Here is a 17,035-nt window from a genome sequence, read left to right as displayed (position 1 = left end):
GGGTATTCCTTCTTTCTCAACATCTTGTTTTTCAATTACATGCTATCTCAGTGTAGGGGAAGCTCCGTTCTGTTTCAAGGTCTCATCCTTCAATTTCCGGCAAGATGTACGCTTTTGCAGGCGGTTGACTGAAGATATGTGTGATCATTTCCCGAATGTCCGTTGCTGTAATCTGTTCCACTTCCGCCAGGACTTCCTCTAACGTCGGATGTGTCCCTAAATGAATTTCATTTCGCGCATTTCGGTTCATATGGCTTGATGTACTCTCATTTCCAAGGATGAGCGATCCTTTTAATTGCTCGATGCCGTCCTCGATTTCTTTTGTTGTCAGACCATCGGCCAATAACGTCTTGATTTCAGCTGCTAAGACGGTTTCGACCTCTTCCAGTGTTTCTTTTGATGTCCCGACATAAATCGTAAACGTCCCATGGTCGTCAAATGTCGTGTAATACGAGAAGACGGAATACGCGAGACCACGGTCTTCGCGAATCGATTGGAACAGACGACTGGACATCGTCGCTCCGAAAGCGTTGTTTAACAAAGCCAACGTCGGTAGACGGTCGTCGGCCGACGCGATGGATGGGAAGTTATAACACACATGCACTTGCTCCGTGTCTTTTTCCTTCCGCACGGTATCACTTTTGAGAATGGGAGCTTGGATATGGCGGGTCGTTTGACTCGGTTCGATGATGCTGAAGCGGTTTTTGACCTGAGCAATCAATTCATCCGTCACATGCCCCGCCAGTGAGATGACGATTTGATCCGGAGCATACGCTTCCTTGACATACTCCATAATCATCTGACGATTGATTTTTAGGACACTCTCTTCCGTACCGAGGATGGGACGTGCCATGACATCGTCGCCATATGCCGCAATCGCTAGCAGTTCGTGAACGAGGTCGTCCGGTGTATCTTCATACATCTTGATTTCTTCAATGACGACACGTTTTTCTTTTTCCAGTTCCTCTTCTTCAAACTTCGAGTCCAGGAACATATCCGCCAGAACGTCAAATGCAGCCCGCGCATGTTCATCTAATGTCTTGACATAATAACACGTCTGATCCTTACTCGTGAATGCATTAATATTACCACCAAGCCGGTCAAAATAAACGGCGATTTCTTTCGCGGATTGCTGTGCGGTCCCTTTAAACATCATGTGTTCAATCAAATGACTGATCCCGTGTTCTTCCATCGTTTCCGTACGTGAGCCGGCCTTAATGAAAATACCGGTGGCGACACTGCGGGTATTCGACATCCGTTCACTGACAATCCGGACACCGTTTGGTAATGTAATCTGTTCAATCATGACTTGCTCCTCCTTCAAATATGAAACAAGGTGGCTCTCGATGCACGTTTTCGCACCGTTGAGCCACCTTGTTTTCATTAGTTACGACGTGGTGGACGTTGTCCGTCACGTGGTGGGCGAGATCCAGTATCCCGACGCGGCGGGCGGTTTTCACGCTCTGTTTTTTTCTTTTCTTCGTAAGATGCGCGATCTTCCGGAGTCATGCCTTCAACAAGGAGGACTTTATGTGACGCGTTGACACGTCCTTTATCGTCAACTTCCGTGACACGCACTTTCAACTTGTCACCTAATTTGACGACGTCTTCTGTTTGACCGACACGCTCAAGCGCAAGTTCTGAAATATGCACAAGGGCATCTTTTCCTTTAAACAGTTCAACGAACGCACCGAATTTCTCAATCCGACGAACCGTTCCGTCAAACTCTTCGCCGATCACGACTTCACGGACGATGTCTTCGATCAATTGACGGGCACGGTTGATGCCGTCTTGATCCGTTGACGCGATGAAGACGGTTCCGTCTTGATCGATATCAATCTTAACACCAGTCTCATCGATGATGCCGTTAATGACTTTACCGCCGGGTCCAATCACATCACGGATTTTATCCGGATTGATTTTCAGCGTGACGATTTTCGGCGCATATTTCGACAGTTCAGTTCGTGGTTCTGCGATGACGGAGTTCATGTGTTCCAGAATATGCAGACGGCCAAGACGTGCTTGTTCAAGTGCTTCTTCTAGAATTTGACGCGTGATGCCGCCAATTTTCATGTCCATTTGAAGCGCCGTAACGCCGTCTTTTGTTCCTGCAACTTTGAAGTCCATGTCACCGAGATGATCTTCCATCCCTTGAATGTCTGTCAAAATCGAATAGTTTTCGCCTTCTTTGATCAAGCCCATTGCAATCCCGGCAACTGGTGCTTTAAGCGGCACACCGGCATCCATCATCGCAAGGATTGATCCACAAATTGACGCCTGTGAAGATGAACCGTTTGATTCAAGAACTTCTGACACAAGACGAATCGTGTACGGGAAATCCGTTTCCGAAGGAAGAACCGGTAACAAGGCACGTTCACCGAGTGCTCCGTGACCAATTTCACGACGACCCGGTGCACGCATCGGACGTGCTTCCCCAACAGAAAACGGCGGGAAATTGTAATGGTGCATGAAACGTTTTTCCGCTTTTAATCCGAGACCATCGATGATTTGAGCATCCCCTGCAACACCAAGTGTCGCAACAGACAAGACTTGTGTTTGACCACGAGTGAAGAGACCTGAACCGTGGGCACGCGGCAAGAGACCGATTTCTGAATCAAGTGGACGAATCTCAGCAAGACCACGACCATCCGGACGGACTTTATCGTCTGTGATCAAACGACGGACTTCAGCTTTGACGAATTTATTCAAGACACCTGATACTTCAGACAGTTGCGCTTCCGAAATAGACTCATCTGCTGCGTACTGATCGATGTATTTTGAAATCACTTCGTTGATTGCGATATCACGTGCTTGTTTTTCTTCGACTTGAACGGCCGTCGTCACTTCCGCCAGTGCATCAGCTTTCAGACGTGAGACAAGCGTCTCGTCAAACGAAGAAACCGTGTATTCAAATTTTTCTTTTCCGACCGCTGCGACGATTTCTTCTTGGAAGGCAATCAATGTCTTGATGACATCATGCCCGAGGAGAATCGCTTCCAGCATCGCTTCTTCTGATACTTCTTTCGCACCCGCTTCAACCATGTTGACCGCGTGTTTTGTTCCAGCGACTTGCAAGTCGATATCACTCGCATCCGCCTGAGCCAATGTCGGATTGATGATGAATTCACCGTCAACACGACCAATTGTCACACCTGCAATCGGACCATCAAACGGAATGTCTGAGATCGACAGGGCAATCGATGCCCCGATCATCGCTGCGACTTCTGGTGAGTTATCTTCATCTGACGATAATACCGTCGTTGCGACTTGAATGTCATGACGGAATCCGTCTGGGAATAACGGACGGATTGGACGGTCAATCAAGCGTGATGTCAAAATCGCATTTTCGCCTGGACGTCCTTCACGTTTTAGGAAGCCACCCGGAATTTTACCGGCAGCATATAATTTTTCTTCATAGTTCACTGTTAATGGGAAGAAATCCAAGTCTTTTGGTTGTTTAGATGCAACAACCGTCGCCAGAACTGCCGTTTCACCGTAGCGGATCAACGCTGCTCCGTTTGCTTGTTTGGCCAGTTGACCGATTTCAATTGTTAAAGGACGTCCACCGAGTTCGGTCGAAAACGTCTGTTTTGTTTGTGACATGCACAAATCCCCTCTCACTTCTATCCGTTTTTTCATTCAAATCTAATTATGGATGTTCTGACGTCAAATGTCCATGAATCGGCAAAAAAAAAGAAGCCGGAGACGATGCTCCTGCTTCCTTGTTGATCTGTTCCGATTAGCGACGAAGACCAAGACGCTCGATCAATGAACGGTAACGTGAAACATCCTTGTTACGAAGGTATGTGAGCAAGTTACGGCGACGACCAACCATTTTCAAGAGACCACGACGTGAGTGGTGATCCTTTTTGTGTGTACGTAAGTGATCGTTTAAAGTTGTGATCTGTTCAGTTAAAACAGCAACTTGTACTTCCGGCGAACCAGTATCGCCTTGTTTCGTAGCATAAGCTTCGATAATTTCGTTTTTACGTTCTTTAGTGAGTGCCATTGTCACTCCACCTCCATCTTTTGAATGACCGTGTTGCCGAGCATCGGATGGTGAGACCTGATGCCAAGCCAACCGGCTGTACGTATTCGTACTGACTCATCATATCGAACCGATGACCGTCTGTCAAACCGTTAATGCCTGCATTGCTTCAATTTTATCGTGTGCGAGCTGGTTTTTTAAGCTCTCGATACCGTCAAACGCTTGTTCGTCCCGTAAGTAGGCCATCCATTCGAGTTTTAGTTCCTGCCCATACAAATCTTCATCAAATTGTAACAGGTGTGTTTCGATGCTGACTTCTCCCGTTTCATAAAACGTTGGACGGCGTCCGATGTTTGTCATCGCCGGATATTTTCGTCCGTCTTCTAAATGAACAAACGTCGCATAGACACCCAGTTTAGGGATGACGTAGGCAAATTCGGGACGGATGTTTGCTGTCGGAAACCCGATTTGTCTGCCTCTCGCGTCCCCGTGAATGACGATTCCTTTTGTTTGGTACGGTTCACCCAACAACGTAGCCGCTTCTGAGACAGCTCCCGCAGCGAGCAACTGGCGAATCCGTGTCGAACTGATTTTTTCATCCTGCGCTTGATGTTCCGATACAATCGTATGATCAAATCGTCCCCGGCTGTGAAAATCGAGCGTCGCCATCTTTCCGGCTCCAAACCGACCATATGAGTAATCAAAACCGGCGACGATATGAACTGCACCTGCAGCAATCAGATATTGATCGACGAATTCTTGGGGAGAGAGTTCAGAGAATGCCACGGTGAACTCAATGACATAGACACGATCGATTCCAAGTTGTTTCATCTTTTCGAGTTTCCGGTCGAGTGGAGTAATGTAGCGAACCTGCTCCGTTCCCTGACCGAGCACTTGTTTTGGATGGGGATCAAACGTCATGACCGCAACCGGAACGTTTCGTTTTCGCCCTTCTGTTAAAGCTTCTTGCAACACCTGCTGATGTCCAAGATGCACGCCATCAAAAAAACCTAATGCGATGACCGCCGGATCCTCCACCGGTCTTTCTGGATATGTTAAATGAATGATGTCCATTCTGATCTCTCCGATCCTAATCGATTTGTAGCATGACCTCGACGCGTCCCATCTTGATATCCGGATCGAGCCGATAAATTGCCAATGGTGTTCCTTCTTCATTATAGACAGTAAACCGATCAAATTCGACCGGAATGCCTGATAGTTTACCACCGTTGAGCACACGCCCTGCTGTTTCCGCATCAACCGTCAAGCGGGGCCATTTTTGAATGACCTGTTCAATCGGTAACACGTATTGCATTCGTTCTTCAACCGTTTCGCATGCTTCCAGTGTCGCAAGCGTTACTGCCTCTGTTTCAGACATCGCACCTGAACTCGTCCGTCTGAGGTCGCTCATATGAGCGGCGTATCCTAAACGTTCGCCAATCTCTACGGCAAGTGTCCGGATATACGTTCCTTTTCCACAAGCAATCTCGATCCGGAAACGACAGACGTTTTGTTCAAAGGTCACTTCGGACGTCCGCTCGAGCGTATCGATTTGGACGATGCGTGTCGGGCGTTCGACTTCAATTCCTTTACGGGCATATTCGTACAATTTTTTCCCGTTCACTTTGACAGCCGAATAATAAGGTGGTGTCTGTTCCAATTGACCGGTCAGCTGTTGTAAGATCCCGTCAATGTCTTCCTGTGAAATGGCGCCCGGTTCGACCGGTGTTTCCCGAACGGTCTCGCCGTGCGCATCTTCCGTCGTCGTCGCGTACCCGATCGTCACTTCCGCTGCATAGCGTTTTCCTTCATCTGTAATAAAGCGGGCGAGCTTCGTCGCTCGTCCGAGACAGATCGGTAAAACACCCGTCACTTCCGGATCAAGCGTACCCGTATGCCCCACTTTTTTGGTTTGAAAAAGACGACGCAATCGAAACACACAATCATGGCTCGTCATGCCGGCCGGCTTATCTAACGGTAATACACCTATTGGTTCCATCTTATTCATTCCCTCCTAAAAAAGGGCAACCACGCCTGTGGTTGCCCTTGTCCTGTTTAATCCTTGTTCAAGTTCCGGAGCAACTCGTCGATTCGTGATCCGTACTCGACTGATGTGTCAATCTCAAAAATCAATTCAGGTGTCTTCCGTAAACGAATCCGTGATCCGATTTCTTTACGCATGAACCCTTTTGATTTTTCAAGACCAACCCGTGCTTCTTCACGCACTGTTTCATCACCGAGCACCGAATAAAAGATCGTTGCTTGTTGCAAGTCACCGGTGACTTCAACACCTGTTACCGTAACCGCCTTGACCCGTGGATCGTTCACATCTTTAATCAACATCTGCGTAATTTCCTTACGCACCTGTTCTGCTACACGATTTGAACGTACGCTCATTCTATACCCCTCCAGTTCGGATTCTGATCCGTTCTGTTACTTCCGTTTGACTTCTTCCATGACGAACGCTTCGATGACATCGTCTACTTTGATATCGTCGTAACGCTCAATCTTGATCCCACACTCGTACCCGGCAGCAACTTCTTTGACATCGTCTTTGAAGCGGCGTAACGTATCGAGTTTTCCTTCGTAGATGACGATGCTGTCACGGACAACACGGACACCTGCTGAACGAGTCAGCTTACCTTCAGTGACATAACCACCGGCAATTGTTCCGACTTTCGAGACTTTGATGACGTCACGAACTTCCGCTTGACCGATAATTTTCTCAACGAATTCAGGATCAAGGAGACCTTTCATCGCTTGTTCGATTTCTTCAATCGCGTTATAGATGATCTTGTGGAGACGAATCTCAACCTTCTCTTGGTCTGCCATTGACTTGGCGTTACCATCCGGACGGACGTTAAAGCCGATGATGATGGCGTTAGCTGCTGAAGCCAAGATGACATCACCTTCTGTGATCGCACCGACACCCGAGTGAACGATGTTGATTTTAGCACCTTCGACATCAATTTTCTTGAGTGAACCGGCAAGGGCTTCGACAGAACCTTGAACGTCACCTTTGATGATGATGTTGAGGTCTTTGACTTCGCCTTCTTTGATGCGGTCGAAGAGATCTTCTAAGCTGACTTTCGCTGAATCACGACGTTGCGCTTCGATTTCACGTTGGTAACGTGCTTCACCGATTTGACGTGCTTTTTTCTCGTCTTCAAACGCAAAGAATTGATCGCCCGCTTTTGGCACATCGTTTAATCCTGTGATTTCGATTGGTGTCGACGGACCGACTTCTTTGACACGACGACCGATATCGTTGACCATCGCCCGGATCCGACCGAATGTGTGACCGACGACGATTGGATCGCCGACACGAAGTGTTCCGTGTTGGACGAGCAATGTTGCGACCGGTCCACGTCCTTTGTCGAGTTTCGCTTCGATGACCGTTCCGCGTCCGTGCATGTCAGGTGTTGATTTGTATTCTTGAACTTCTGAGACAAGCAGAATCATCTCAAGCAACTCATCGATTCCGTCGCCTTTTAGTGCTGAAACAGGTACGAAGATCGTGTCGCCGCCCCAGTCTTCAGCTACGAGTTCGAACTCCGTCAATTCTTGTTTGACACGGTCCGGATTTGCGCCTTCTTTATCCATCTTGTTGACAGCAACGATGATGGGAACTCCGGCTGCCTTCGCATGACTGATGGCTTCTTCCGTCTGCGGCATGACACCGTCATCTGCTGCGACGACGATGATGGCGATGTCGGTGACATCTGCCCCACGTGCCCGCATTGTTGTAAAGGCGGCGTGACCTGGTGTATCGAGGAACGTGATTTTCTTTCCTTCGATTTCAACTTGGTACGCACCGATGTGCTGCGTGATTCCGCCGGCTTCGCCTGCTGTGACTTTTGTGTTTCGGATCGAGTCAAGCAATGTCGTTTTACCGTGGTCAACGTGTCCCATGATCGTAACGACCGGTGGACGTTCTGACAATTCGTAGTTATCGAGGTTCAGTTCATATGCATCAAAGTCTGTTTCATCGACTTTAACTGTTTTCTCGACTTCGAATCCGAAGTCAGATGCAAGCAATTCAACCGTCTCATCATCGAGATCTTGGTTAATTGTCGCCATGACACCCATTCCCATCAATTTCATGATGAGTTCGTTTGGTTTTTTGTCCATTTTTTCAGCGAGTTCGCCGACCGTCAAGTTATCCGCGTATTGAACGACGTTCGCCATCGCTTCTTCTTGCGCACGACGTGCCGCTTTTCGTTGACTTGATTTTGAATTTGGATCTGCTACTTCTAATTTGCGTGGTTCTGCTTTTTTCTGTGGACGACGTTTGCCGCCACGGTTGTTGCGGTTGCCGAATTCTGGACGTCCGCCTTTTGTATTACGTGATTGGTTCCCTGCTGGTTTGTTAGATGTTCCTGGTCTGTTCGGTTTATTATCTGATTTCACTTGTTTTGGAGCCTCCGTTTTTTGGACCCGATGTTTCTCGGGATTAAATACTTTGTCGAGTTGCTGTACTGTCTGTTCATCTAAAACCGCCATATGGTTCTTGACCGGTTTTTCCAGTTTTTCGAGCTGGGCGATGACCTGCTTACTCGTTACGTTCTGTTCTTTCGCGAATTCGTATACACGTTTACCCAAAAGATCCACCTCCAGTTAATCGTTCGAGAGGAGTTCCGTTAGCTTTTTCGCAAATCCGGCTTCATTGACTGACACGACAACACGCGCGTCTTTCCCAAGTGCATGTCCAAGAATGTTTCGATCTCCGACTTCAATGTACGGAACACGATAACTTGTACATTTATCCGTCACTTTCTTACGCGTGGCAGCCCCCGCATCTGCTGCTAAGAGGACGAGTTTGGCTTGTCCCCCTCGTACTTCTTTCAGTACGAGTTCTTCTCCAGTCGTCACTTTCCGCGCTCGGTTCGCGAGACCAAGGAGCGATTCCCATTTACTCATGTGTACCTCCCGCGATCGCAAGCAATTGATCGTATAATGCATCTGTCGTCTTGACTTTCAGATGATGATCGAGTGTGCGTTTCTTTTTTGCTGTCGCAATGACAGTGGCATCTTTCGTCAAATAGGCGCCTCGCCCATTCATTTTACCATTAAGATCGACGACAACCTCACTGTCAGGTGTCCGGACGACCCGAATTAAGTCTTTTTTAGGACGCATTTCTTGTGTGATGACACATTTACGTAATGGTACCTTCTTTTGCACGAATTATTCCTCGCCTTCGACTTGGACCGCTTCCATGTCAACTGCTTCTGAAGCCGGCTCGACTTTCAAGAACACATCCTTGAGTTCCATCGATTCCGCTTCCGATTCGCTCTTGATGTCAATTTTCCATCCTGTCAATTTCGCTGCAAGACGGGCATTTTGACCACGTTTCCCGATTGCGAGTGACAATTGGAAGTCCGGTACGACAACGATTGTTGCTTTCGCCGGCTCATTGACATAGACGGCAACGACTTGTGCCGGGCTCAGAGCGTTGGCAACGTACTCTTTTGGATCATCCGAATACCGGACGATATCGATTTTTTCCCCGTTCAACTCGTTGACGATCCGTTGGACACGTGCGCCCTTTTGACCGACACATGCGCCGACCGGATCGATTTCGTCAGAAGCCACTGCGATTTTTGAACGATCACCAGCTTCACGTGCCACTGATTTCACTTCGACTTCGCCGCTTGCGATTTCCGGTACTTCGATTTCAAACAGACGTTTTAACAAGCCTGGATGCGTCCGCGAGACAAGAATCGATGCGCCTGACCCTTTGACCATCGGATCCACTTTCGTGACGTACACTTTAATGTATTCACGAATCCCGAAGCGTTCGTTCGGCATCTGTTCGTGTGTCGTCAAAACAGCCTCGATACCTTCGAGATTGACGTACAGATTGCGGGCATCTTGACGTTCGACCATCCCCGTCATGATCTCATCTTCACGATCGGCGAAATGATTGTAGATCCGTTCTCGCTCGGCTTCACGCATCTTTTGCGTCACGATTTGTTTGGCCGTCTGCGCTGCAACCCGTCCAAAATCACCTGGTGTGACTTCAACCTTGTGGAAATCGCCCAGTTCATACGTCGGGTCGATTTCATGCGCTTCTTCGAGTGAAAGCTGTTCTTCCGGTTGTGTTAACCGTTCGACGACTTCTTTGAGCGCAAAGACACGGATGTCTCCGGTTTTCTGGTCGAACTCGACCTTCACTGCCTCCGACTCTTTTCCAAAATTGCGACGGTAAGCGGAAATCAATGCCTGTTCCAGCGCATCGATGATGATATTTTTATCGATCTCTTTTTCTTTTGCGATTTGTTCGATTGCTTCAAGTAACTGTGGTCCCATCGTTCTCTTCCTTTCCTTAGAACACTACCGCAAGCCGCGCCATCGCGATCTTGTTCACCGGTATTTCAATTTTCAATTTGCGTGTCTTCACACGGACTTCGAGTTCAAGCATTTCCTCGGAATACGAAAGTAAGGTTCCTTCGAATTCTACTGCATCCTTGACCGGATCATGGGTCTTGATGTAGACATGTTTCCCAATCGCCTTCTCGAAATCCTCGGTTTTTTTAAGCGGTCGTTCGGCACCCGGGCTGGCAACATCCAAATAGTAGGGTTCGTCGATCGGATCGTCTTGATTCAACGCTTCCGACAACTTTTCATTGATGTTGACACAGTCTTCCAGGTCAACGCCACCTTCCTTATCGATGGAGACACGTAGGAACCAATCCGCCCCCTCTTTGACGAATTCGACGTCGACAAGCTCCATCCCCTCTCGTTCTACGATCGGTTTTGCGAGCAGTTCGACCTTCTCAGTTACGTTCGTCATCTTCATCCTCCTTCAAAAAACAAACAAGAAAGGAGCAGGTCCCCCTACTCCTTCCAAGTCGTAGTATAAAAAACATTTCCTCACTCAATATAGCATAATGAACCGGTGTAAGCAAGTATCCGCAAGGCTTTAGAGGTCAAATAACGAGAGTTGGTTTTCATCCGGAAGACCTTCTAGACAACCGAGATTATCGAGTGTTTCAATAATTGTTTTTGATAATTTAGCGCGTTTTTGCAAATCTTCTTTTGACAAGAATTCGCCCCCTTTTCGGGCTTCGACAATCTGTTTTGCCGCGTTGGTCCCAAGACCGGTCACAGCATCAAACGGCGGTAACAATGTGTCGCCGTCAATCAGAAACTCCGACGCGCTTGATTTATAAAGATCCACTTTGTTGAATGTAAAGCCGCGTTCGATCATCTCGAGTGCGATTTCAAGAACGGTATAAAGTCCTTTGTCTTTCGCTGTCGCTTCGAATCCCTTGTCCTTGATGTCTTGTAAGACTTTTCGGACGGCAGCCGACCCTTTGTTCATTGCCCCGATATCGAAATCACCGGCCCGGACCGTGAAGTACGACGCGTAATAGTACATCGGATGATGCACTTTGTAGTAGGCAATCCGTACAGCCATCAGAACGTATGCCGCGGCGTGGGCTTTCGGGAACATATACTTGATTTTTTTGCATGAGTCGATGTACCAGAGCGGCACATGGTTTTCAATCATCGCTTCTTCCATCTCAATCGAAAGTCCTTTTCCTTTTCGGACCGACTCCATGATTTTAAAGGCAAGCGACGGTTCAAGACCCGCATAAATCAAGTAGACCATGATATCATCCCGGCATCCGATGACGTCTTTCAGTTCACACGTTCCGTTGTAGATCAATTCACTGGCATTTCCGAGCCAAACGTCCGTCCCGTGGGACAGACCGGAAATCTGGACGAGCTCTGAGAACGTCGTCGGTTTCGTTTCTTCCAGCATCTGACGGACAAACTTTGTCCCGAACTCCGGAATCCCGAGTGTTCCGGTTTTCGAGTCAATCTGTTCCGGCGTCACGCCAATCGATTCCGTCGAACTAAAGATCTTCATGACTTCCGCATCATCGACGGGAATCGTTTTCGGATCGCGTCCGGATAAATCCTGTAACATACGGATCATCGTCGGATCATCATGTCCGAGGATATCGAGCTTCAGCAGATTATCGTGAATCGAGTGGAAGTCAAAGTGAGTCGTTTTCCACTCGGAGCCCATGTCGTCCGCCGGAAACTGAATCGGACTGATGTCATAGATGTCCATGTAATCCGGCACAACGATGATTCCGCCCGGGTGTTGCCCCGTCGTCCGTTTGACGCCGGTCACACCACTGACCAGCCGGTCTACTTCGGCATTCCGGTAATTAAGATCATTTTCAGACTGGTACCCTTTGACGTAACCATACGCCGTTTTTTCAGCAATCGTACCGATCGTGCCCGCCCGGTAGACATAGTCGTCCCCGAACAAGACTTTCGTATAGGCATGGGCTTTAGGTTGGTATTCCCCACTGAAGTTCAAGTCGATATCCGGTACTTTATCCCCTTTGAAACCAAGGAATGTTTCGAACGGGATATCATGTCCGTCTTTAATCAATGGGACATCACATGTTTTACATGCTTTATCCGGTAAATCGAAGCCGGAACCCACCGACCCGTCATCAAAGAATTCCGATTCTTTACAATTCGGACAGACATAGTGCGGCGGCAACGGATTCACTTCCGTGATTTCCGTCATCGTCGCCACGAGACTGGAACCGACGGAACCACGGGAACCGACGAGATATCCGTCATCAAGTGATTTTTTAACGAGTTTATGGGAAATCAAATAGATGACGGCAAATCCGTGACCGATGATCGATTTCAACTCTTTTTCAAGACGTGCTTCAACGATTTCCGGTAATACATCCCCGTAAATCTGATGTGCCATATCATAAGACAGTGACCGGACTTCCTCGTCGGCTCCTTCGATTTTCGGCGTAAACAAATCCTTTGGAATGATATCGATATTTTCAAACCAGTCGGCCACTTGTTGGCTGTTCGTGATGACAAGCCGCTCTGACAGGTCCGGTCCTAAAAACTTAAAGTCATGCATCATTTCCTGTGTCGTCCGGAAATGGGCCGGCGGCAATTGTTTTCGCATGTTCAACATGTTGGCGCCGCCTTGCGTCCGAATCAGCACTTCCCGGTAGGTCGCGTCATGTTGATCGAGGTAATGGACGTTTCCTGTCGCAACCGGCAAAATGTCATTTTCTTCAGCCACGCGAATGACTTTTTTGATCAGTTCCCGCAGTTCCAACTCATTTTGAACGATTTCCCGTTCGATCAGATGACCGTACATGGCAGGAGGCTGGATTTCGATAAAATCGTAAAAACGCATGACCTTCGCCAAGTCTTCATCTGATTTATTGAGTGCCGCATCAAACACTTCACCGTTGTCACAAGCCGAACCGATCAGAAGACCGTCTCGGTGCGCCACAAGTTGCGAGCGTGGTGTCCGAACGACACGGTGGACGTGTTTCGTATGCGCAAGCGAAATCAAGCGGTACAGGTTTTTAAGTCCGGTCCGATTTTTCGCATAAACCGTCGCATGGTATGGACGGGCCCGCGAAATATCTTTCCCCATTTCCCGGTTGAGCGAGAGATGGGTTTTCATGTTAAACATCTCATCCGCCATTTGGAGTAACTTGAGCATCAAGTATCCGGTCGCTTCCGCATCATAAATTGCCCGGTGATGCTGGGTCAATTCGATATCAAACCGTTTCGCAAGTGTATTCAGCCGGTGATTTTTAAGACTTGGCATCAGGACACGTGCAAGCTCCAACGTATCAATGACGGGTAACAGTGACTCGTCGTGACCGCCGGACCGTAACGTCGCATTCAAGAACCCGATATCAAATGAGGCATTGTGGGCAACAAGGATCGAATCTCCCGCCCAGTCCATGAACTCTTTGACGACTTGTTCCGGATCCGGTTTCCCCCGTACCATCTCATCCGTGATGCCGGTCAAATCGATTGTCGTCGCTGATAACAAATGTTTCGGATCCGCAAACGCTTCAAACTTGTCGATGACATCCCCATCGTAAATTTTGACTGCCGCGAGCTCAATGATTTTGTTATACATCGCAGACAATCCGGTTGTCTCGACGTCAAACACGACGAACGTTGCTTTCTCTAACTCCTGATCGACCGGATGATACGCGACTTGCACCCCGTCATTGACGACGTTCGCTTCAATGCCGTACAAAATCTTGATATCGTTTTTCTTTCCGGCATAATACGCATCCGGGAAGCTTTGCGCCCCGGCATGATCTGTGATGGCAACTGCCGGGTGTCCCCATGCTGCCGCACGTTCGACGTATTTCGTCACGTTCATGACCGCATCCATCTGACTCATTTGGGAATGGGCATGCAATTCGACACGCTTCTCGCCCGCCCATGGATCGGCCGGCAACTCCATCTTGACTTCAGATAATTGCGCGATCATCATGCATAAATCGCGTAGGAATGTATCAAACTCAACCCGACCTGCGACTTGAATCCACATGCCTTTTTTTATCGCCGACAAGATTTTGACATCGGTTTCATCCCGCGCAAACATTTTGACGACCAAAGAATCGGTATAGTCCGTCAGTTTGAACGTAAAGATCGTTTTTCCGCTCCGCAGTTCGCGGCTCTCAGCTGAAAAGACGAGACCACGGATTGCAATCCGGCGTTCTTCGTCTTGAATCGTCTTAATCGGGACGACTTCATCTTGAATCGGTTTTCCGATTCGAATATCGACCGGTCCCTCATCGTCGTCACGTGATTGTTCCCGCTTGAATTGAAGTTCGAGCATCCGTTTCGCTTCTTCAATATCTTCTTGTTTCACTTGATTGCGTAACGCTTCTTGCGTTGTCTGATCCATTTGGACGACTGGTTCACAATTGAATTTTGGAAAACCATATGCGCCGTACAAGAGTTGCATTTCGCCGCATAGATCATTTTTGAGAAAGCCGGCTTCCGGCTCACTTCGAACAGGGATAAATAATTTATGGTCGCGATACTCCGGCAAGACACGGCTGAGATGATTCCGCATCGCGGATGAGGCATCCGCCAAGTCTTCGACGATATAGGGCCAGTAATCAATAAACAGTTTTGCATCCGGGCGTCCCTCCGATTCCAGATACAATTTGACTTCCGCAAATTGTTGGTAACGACTTTTGAGACGGCTGTAAAACATCTGATAGACGTTTTGGGGTAAGACTTGTGCAATCCGGATATGGAAGGTCCACGTCGCGGTTGCTTTTTGAACACGTAATTTTTCGAGCGAGGCATCGGTAAAATATTCTTCGACGATCCCCGTCGGTAATTCCAAATCGCTCATTAAGAGCGCCATGCGTTGTTGTGTATCCACTCGCATTTGTGCTGTCGTTATCGCTTCACACCGTGACAGCCACTCCTCCTCCTCTTGCAGATTGCCCAAGGGGCGAATGGGTGTGAGACAAGAAAACAGTCACTTTACGAAAAGTGACCGTTCCCATAGTTTATTCTAAACCTTCATAAAGCGAACGAACAGCCTCAAGAAGATTTGTTTGTTCAATCTCTTCAGCTTCGCCGCCACGACGGGCTTTGAGTTCAACGATTCCTTCCGGTGCTTTTTTACCGACATTGATTCGGACAGGTAAGCCGATTAAGTCTGCATCAGCAAATTTCACACCCGCTCGTTCTTTTCGATCGTCAAACAATACGCTAAATCCAGCGTCCGTCAGTTCTTGATAAACAGTTTCTGCGACTTGCATCTGATCGGCATTTTTTCCGTTGACGGCAATCAAATGAACATCAAACGGTGCAATCGCTTTTGGCCAGATGATCCCACGCTCATCGTAATGTTGCTCGACGACAGCAGATAACGTCCGCGAAACACCGATGCCGTAACAACCCATGATCAACGGTTGCGCTTTTCCGCCTTCATCAAGGAACGTTGCGTTCATACCTTCTGAGTAACGTGTGCCGAGTTTGAAGACTTGTCCGACTTCAATCCCGCGGGCAAATTTGACGTGTCCTGCACCGTCCGGTGACACATCACCTTCTTCGACAAACCGTAAGTCCGTATATTCCGCTTCGAAATCACGGCTTGGATCAACATGAACGTAATGCGTTTCCGACTTGTTCGCACCGCAAACAGCATTCGTCAACGCCCGAACGGCGTAGTCCGCAACGATTTTCATCTCTGCTCCGATCGGTCCGAGTGTACCTGGTGTCGAATGAAGAGCCTGTTCGATTTCTTCATCGGATGCCATCGTGATGTCCAGTGCACCAAGATAGTTCTTCAGCTTGATGTCATTGACTTCATGATCTCCCCGGACAAGCGCCATGACAAGACCTTGTTCCGTCTTGAAAATGACCGTTTTGATTGATTCAACAGCAGGCAGTCCTAAGACTTCACTGACCGCTTCAATCGTCTTCGCCTCACCTGTATGCACTTCTTCGAGCGCTTCCGGTGTTTGATTTTGTTTCGTGTAGGCATCAACCGATTCCGCCATCTCCAGGTTCGCCGCGTAATCCGACTGATCCGAGTAGACGATCGTGTCTTCTCCGATTGCAGCCAACGCGTGGAATTCGTGTGTCCCGCTTCCCCCAATGGCACCGGAGTCGGCGACGACCGGACGGAATTCGAGTCCTACACGGGTAAAGATTTTCGTATAGGCATCAAACATATTTTGATATTCGTCCTCGAGGCTTTCTTGTGTCGCATGGAACGAATACGCATCCTTCATGATGAATTCGCGTCCGCGGAGTAATCCGAAACGTGGGCGTCGCTCATCACGGTACTTCATTTGAATTTGGAACAAGTTAACAGGGAGCTTTTTATAAGAGTTCAACTCATCACGAACAATCGATGTGATCAATTCTTCATGAGTAGCACCAAGCGCAAACCGGCGGTCGTGACGATCGGTCAGACGCATCAATTCCGGACCGTAGATGTCCCAACGCCCTGTCTCTTCCCATAGTTCAGCCGGCTGAATCGCTGGCATCAACAGTTCCTGCGCTCCAGCCGCTTCCATTTCCTGACGCACAATCGTCTCGATTTTGCCGAGGACACGTTTGGCTAACGGCAGGTAAGAATAGATTCCGGCAGCATTTTGACGCATGAAGCCTGCCCGTAACAACAGTTGGTGGCTGACGGCTTCTGCATCAGATGGTACTTCACGCAAAGTTGGCATAAATAGTTTGGATTGTTTCATTTG

13 protein-coding genes are annotated in these 17,035 nt (G+C 48.3%); all 13 read right to left on the bottom strand.

The features are described 5' to 3' along the window. Window positions 1–82: 82 nt before the first annotated feature. The 13 genes from P397_RS0107345 to P397_RS0107285 all read right to left on the bottom strand — a co-directional run bounded on the left by P397_RS0107345 (window position 83) and on the right by P397_RS0107285 (window position 17,032). On the bottom strand, window positions 83–1,306 hold the full coding sequence (locus tag P397_RS0107345) for a M16 family metallopeptidase (RefSeq protein ID WP_028106037.1): 1,224 nt from the start codon (window positions 1,304–1,306) through the stop codon (window positions 83–85). A gap of 77 nt (window positions 1,307–1,383) precedes the next feature. Then, window positions 1,384–3,603 (bottom strand): polyribonucleotide nucleotidyltransferase, encoded by a 2,220-nt coding sequence (gene pnp, locus P397_RS0107340; protein WP_028106036.1) that lies wholly within the window; start codon window positions 3,601–3,603, stop codon window positions 1,384–1,386. 136 nt (window positions 3,604–3,739) lie between these two features. Next, a complete protein-coding gene (rpsO, locus tag P397_RS0107335; protein ID WP_012370703.1) occupies window positions 3,740–4,009 on the bottom strand; it encodes a 30S ribosomal protein S15 in 270 nt (89 codons plus the stop codon). Between the two features lie 123 nt (window positions 4,010–4,132). Further along, window positions 4,133–5,062 (bottom strand): bifunctional riboflavin kinase/FAD synthetase, encoded by a 930-nt coding sequence (locus tag P397_RS0107330; protein ID WP_026832670.1) that lies wholly within the window; start codon window positions 5,060–5,062, stop codon window positions 4,133–4,135. Between the two features lie 16 nt (window positions 5,063–5,078). Beyond that, window positions 5,079–5,987 (bottom strand): tRNA pseudouridine(55) synthase TruB, encoded by a 909-nt coding sequence (truB, locus tag P397_RS0107325; RefSeq protein WP_028106035.1) that lies wholly within the window; start codon window positions 5,985–5,987, stop codon window positions 5,079–5,081. Window positions 5,988–6,043: 56 nt separating this feature from the next. Further along, window positions 6,044–6,385 carry a 30S ribosome-binding factor RbfA gene (rbfA, locus tag P397_RS0107320; RefSeq protein WP_026832668.1) on the bottom strand — a complete coding sequence of 114 codons (342 nt, stop codon included), beginning with the start codon at window positions 6,383–6,385 and terminating at the stop codon, window positions 6,044–6,046. Between the two features lie 36 nt (window positions 6,386–6,421). Further along, window positions 6,422–8,590 carry a translation initiation factor IF-2 gene (gene infB / locus P397_RS0107315; RefSeq protein WP_026832667.1) on the bottom strand — a complete coding sequence of 723 codons (2,169 nt, stop codon included), beginning with the start codon at window positions 8,588–8,590 and terminating at the stop codon, window positions 6,422–6,424. 15 nt (window positions 8,591–8,605) lie between these two features. Further along, window positions 8,606–8,908, bottom strand: coding sequence for a YlxQ family RNA-binding protein (locus P397_RS0107310; protein WP_012370708.1), 303 nt, complete (start codon window positions 8,906–8,908; stop codon window positions 8,606–8,608). Then, window positions 8,901–9,170, bottom strand: coding sequence for an RNase P modulator RnpM (rnpM, locus tag P397_RS0107305; RefSeq protein ID WP_026832666.1), 270 nt, complete (start codon window positions 9,168–9,170; stop codon window positions 8,901–8,903). The genes P397_RS0107310 and rnpM overlap by 8 nt, the downstream gene beginning before the upstream one ends. A 3-nt stretch (window positions 9,171–9,173) precedes the next feature. Continuing rightward, on the bottom strand, window positions 9,174–10,298 hold the full coding sequence (gene nusA / locus P397_RS0107300; RefSeq protein ID WP_026832665.1) for a transcription termination factor NusA: 1,125 nt from the start codon (window positions 10,296–10,298) through the stop codon (window positions 9,174–9,176). A 16-nt stretch (window positions 10,299–10,314) separates the two neighbouring features. Then, a complete protein-coding gene (gene rimP / locus P397_RS0107295; RefSeq protein WP_026832664.1) occupies window positions 10,315–10,782 on the bottom strand; it encodes a ribosome maturation factor RimP in 468 nt (155 codons plus the stop codon). A gap of 129 nt (window positions 10,783–10,911) precedes the next feature. Next, on the bottom strand, window positions 10,912–15,207 hold the full coding sequence (locus tag P397_RS0107290; RefSeq protein ID WP_026832663.1) for a PolC-type DNA polymerase III: 4,296 nt from the start codon (window positions 15,205–15,207) through the stop codon (window positions 10,912–10,914). Between the two features lie 124 nt (window positions 15,208–15,331). Further along, entirely contained in the window at window positions 15,332–17,032 is a 1,701-nt protein-coding gene (locus P397_RS0107285; RefSeq protein ID WP_028106034.1) for a proline--tRNA ligase, read from the bottom strand. Window positions 17,033–17,035: the final 3 nt, after the last annotated feature.

It is taken from the genome of Exiguobacterium undae DSM 14481 (genome assembly GCF_000620805.1).
Taxonomy (GTDB): domain Bacteria; phylum Bacillota; class Bacilli; order Exiguobacteriales; family Exiguobacteriaceae; genus Exiguobacterium_A; species Exiguobacterium_A undae.
The sequence above is the reverse complement of the archived record's forward strand: the minus strand, read 5'-3'. Positions and strand labels throughout refer to the sequence as shown.